Annotated in this window: 2 protein-coding genes and 9 tRNA genes; all 11 read left to right on the forward strand. The window is 44.4% G+C overall.

All coding sequences use genetic code 11. From position 1 onward, the window contains the following. A tRNA-Phe gene (locus ABS784_RS16665) sits at positions 1-76 on the forward strand. Between the two features lie 170 nt (positions 77-246). Beyond that, positions 247-322, forward strand: a tRNA-Thr gene (locus ABS784_RS16670). Positions 323-328: 6 nt separating this feature from the next. Beyond that, positions 329-413, forward strand: a tRNA-Tyr gene (locus ABS784_RS16675). Positions 414-422: 9 nt separating this feature from the next. Further along, positions 423-496: transfer RNA gene (locus ABS784_RS16680), tRNA-Trp, on the forward strand. A 17-nt stretch (positions 497-513) separates the two neighbouring features. Continuing rightward, a tRNA-His gene (locus ABS784_RS16685) sits at positions 514-586 on the forward strand. A 15-nt stretch (positions 587-601) separates the two neighbouring features. Continuing rightward, positions 602-676, forward strand: a tRNA-Gln gene (locus tag ABS784_RS16690). Positions 677-681: 5 nt separating this feature from the next. Then, positions 682-753: transfer RNA gene (locus ABS784_RS16695), tRNA-Gly, on the forward strand. A gap of 9 nt (positions 754-762) precedes the next feature. Next, positions 763-836 (forward strand) — tRNA-Cys (locus ABS784_RS16700). Positions 837-898: 62 nt separating this feature from the next. Further along, positions 899-983 (forward strand) — tRNA-Leu (locus tag ABS784_RS16705). Positions 984-1,116: 133 nt separating this feature from the next. After that, positions 1,117-1,869: a tyrosine-type recombinase/integrase gene (locus tag ABS784_RS16710; protein WP_352513328.1), complete on the forward strand. Its 753-nt coding sequence runs from the start codon at positions 1,117-1,119 to the stop codon at positions 1,867-1,869. After that, on the forward strand, positions 1,826-2,993 hold a 1,168-nt coding region (istA, locus tag ABS784_RS16715), incomplete at its 3' end, for an IS21 family transposase (RefSeq protein WP_352513330.1). The genes ABS784_RS16710 and istA, both read left to right, overlap by 44 nt.

Here is a 2,993-nt window from a genome sequence, read left to right on the forward strand (position 1 = left end):
GGCTCGGTAGCTCAGTCGGTAGAGCAAAGGACTGAAAATCCTTGTGTCGGCGGTTCGATTCCGTCCCGAGCCACCATGAAACAACTAGAATAGGTTTGCATGCCGACTTAGCTGAATTGGTAGAGACGAGCATCTGCTTCATCGAATTCGCTTCGAGTTGCCTCGACGCATTCCGCTTCTTCGAATCAGTTGGTAGAGGAAGAGGCACAGAGCTCAACAATGAGCCACCTTGTTCATTCATCTTATGCCGACTTAGCTCAATTGGTAGAGCAACTGAATCGTAATCAGTAGGTTGCGGGTTCAAGTCCTGCAGTCGGCACCATTCCTTGGAGGGGTAGCGAAGTGGCTAAACGCGGCGGACTGTAAATCCGCTCCCTTTGGGTTCGGCGGTTCGAATCCGTCCCCCTCCACCATTTTAACAAAGGGGCATAGTTTAATGGTAGAACAGAGGTCTCCAAAACCTCCGGTGTGGGTTCGATTCCTACTGCCCCTGCCATTCCTATCATGATCATGGCGACTATGGCGAAGTGGTTAACGCACCAGATTGTGGCTCTGGCATGCGTGGGTTCGATTCCCACTAGTCGCCCTTCACTTACAACGTTGGGGTATAGCCAAGCGGTAAGGCAACGGACTTTGACTCCGTGATGCGTTGGTTCGAATCCAGCTACCCCAGCCACGGATGCGGAAGTAGTTCAGCGGTAGAACACCACCTTGCCAAGGTGGGGGTCGCGGGTTCGAGTCCCGTCTTCCGCTCTTGATCAAGGCGGCATAGCCAAGTGGTAAGGCAGAGGTCTGCAAAACCTTTATCCCCGGTTCGAATCCGGGTGCCGCCTCCATATCTAATGAATAAAAAAGTGTTGACAGTTGAAAGATAATTTGGTAAAATGTTGATTGTCGCGCCGATGTGGCGGAATTGGCAGACGCGCACGACTCAAAATCGTGTGGGGTAGCCCCCCGTGTGGGTTCGACTCCCACCATCGGCATCGAAAATAGGAGAAAGGCTTTAGGGACAAGGGGTTTCACGTAAGTGAAATCCCTTGTTTTTTATTTAACGAATACGATTCGAGAAAAGAAAATCGTGTGCGTACAATCGTGTTCGGTGAGGTGAAATGGAAAGTGAAAAGAATAGAAAATGAGAGAAAATTGCAGAGAAAGAGCAAGAGAGGAAGAAGAGGAGAGCTAAGTCGTGAGGAGTTATTGCTAATATCTGATGACATAGGAGAAATTGAATACACATTTGAGGAATTGTTAGAGATATTTATTGAGGATTGCGAACTAAGAAATTTGCGGGAACATACGATTAAATATTACCGCAGTGAGTTAAATGCGTTTATAAAACTGCTGAAAGAGCAAGAAATCGAGTTGCGTGTAAGTGAATGGACAGGAGAAACCATTAAGCGAAATGTCATTATGTACATGAAAGAAAAAGGTCTTAAGACAGTCAGTATCAATTCTCGTTTGAGGGCTTTAAGGGCGTTTTTTAACTTTTTAGAAGGTAGAAATCTCATAAAAAGCAATCCGATGAAAGACATCAAATTGTTGAGGGATAGAAAAAGAATTGTAGAAACATTTGACAACCAGCAGATAAAGGCGTTATTTAAAGCGTGCGACCTTCGCACGTTTGTAGGTTTAAGGGATTATACGATTATGATGTTGCTGTTGGAAACGGGAGTTCGAGTAAATGAATTAGTAAGTATAAAAACAACGGATATCATTTGGGAACAAAAAGTCATTGTTAAAGCCGATGATAAAATCCCCAATATAGCCGGAATAAAATTCCCCACTTACAATAGAACCATAGTGTCAACGAGAGGAGCTATGGTTCATGATTACGAGAGGGGAATTTTTTATGATCAAAGAGATGTATGAAAGGGGAATGAGTATTTCCGATATTGCGAGGGAATTGGGGATCGATCGGAAAACCGTCCGAAAATATATTCACTCCCCCAATCCTCCTTCCAAATCCAAGCGAAAACAAAGAAAAAGCAAGTTAGATCCATTTAAGCCGTATCTTCAAAAACGAATGTTAGAAGATGGGGTGTTTAATAGCGAAAAGTTGTTTTTTGAAATTCGACAACAGGGCTATACGGGAGGAAAGACGATTTTAAAAGACTATATGAAACCTTTCCGAGAGACGGCGAAAAAGAAATACACCGTTCGTTATGAAACGCTTCCTGGCGAACAAATGCAAGTCGATTGGAAAGAAGTCGGGGAGGTCGTGATCGAAGGGAGAAAAGTCAAGTTATCGCTATTTGTGGCTGTGTTAGGCTATTCGCGGATGAAATACGCGGTATTTACGGTCAGCCAGGATCAGGAACACTTAATGGAATGCCTGATTCAGAGCTTCAAGTACTTTGGCGGGGTTCCGAAGAAGGTGTTATTTGACAATATGAAGACCGTTACAGACGGGCGAGAACAAGGAGTGGTGAAATGGAATCAACGATTTTCCGAATTTGCGAGTTACTACGGATTTATTCCAAAAGTATGCCGGCCTTACCGGGCCCAGACAAAGGGAAAAGTCGAACGAGCCATTCAGTATATTATGGATCACTTCTATGTAGGAACATCGTTTGAAAGCATCGAAGAATTAAATTTCCTTTTACATCGTTGGCTCGATCAAGTGGCGAATCGGAAGCCAAACGCCACTACCGGTATTTCTCCGCAAGAGCGTTGGGCTGAGGAGTCACTCAAGCCTCTTCCGTTGAAAGATTACGATACGAGCTATCTTTCCTATCGGAAGGTGCATTGGGATGGCAGTTTCTCCTACAAAGGGGAACAATGGCTCTTATCGGCGGAGTATGCGGGCAAAGAAATTCTGGTGAAGGAGCGATTAAATGGAGATATTCGATTGTACTTTCGAGGGGAGGAGATTTCTCACGTGGACCAACAGAAAAAAGTGATTTCATTCGCCGAAAATGTAAATTATCATTTTATTTCAGCACAAAACGCCCATTTTTTTGCACATTCTTTCAGAAAGCCCTCTCCCCTTTTCT

The sequence above is a fragment of the Geobacillus sp. G4 genome, assembly GCF_040327975.1.
Taxonomy (GTDB): domain Bacteria; phylum Bacillota; class Bacilli; order Bacillales; family Anoxybacillaceae; genus Geobacillus; species Geobacillus thermoleovorans.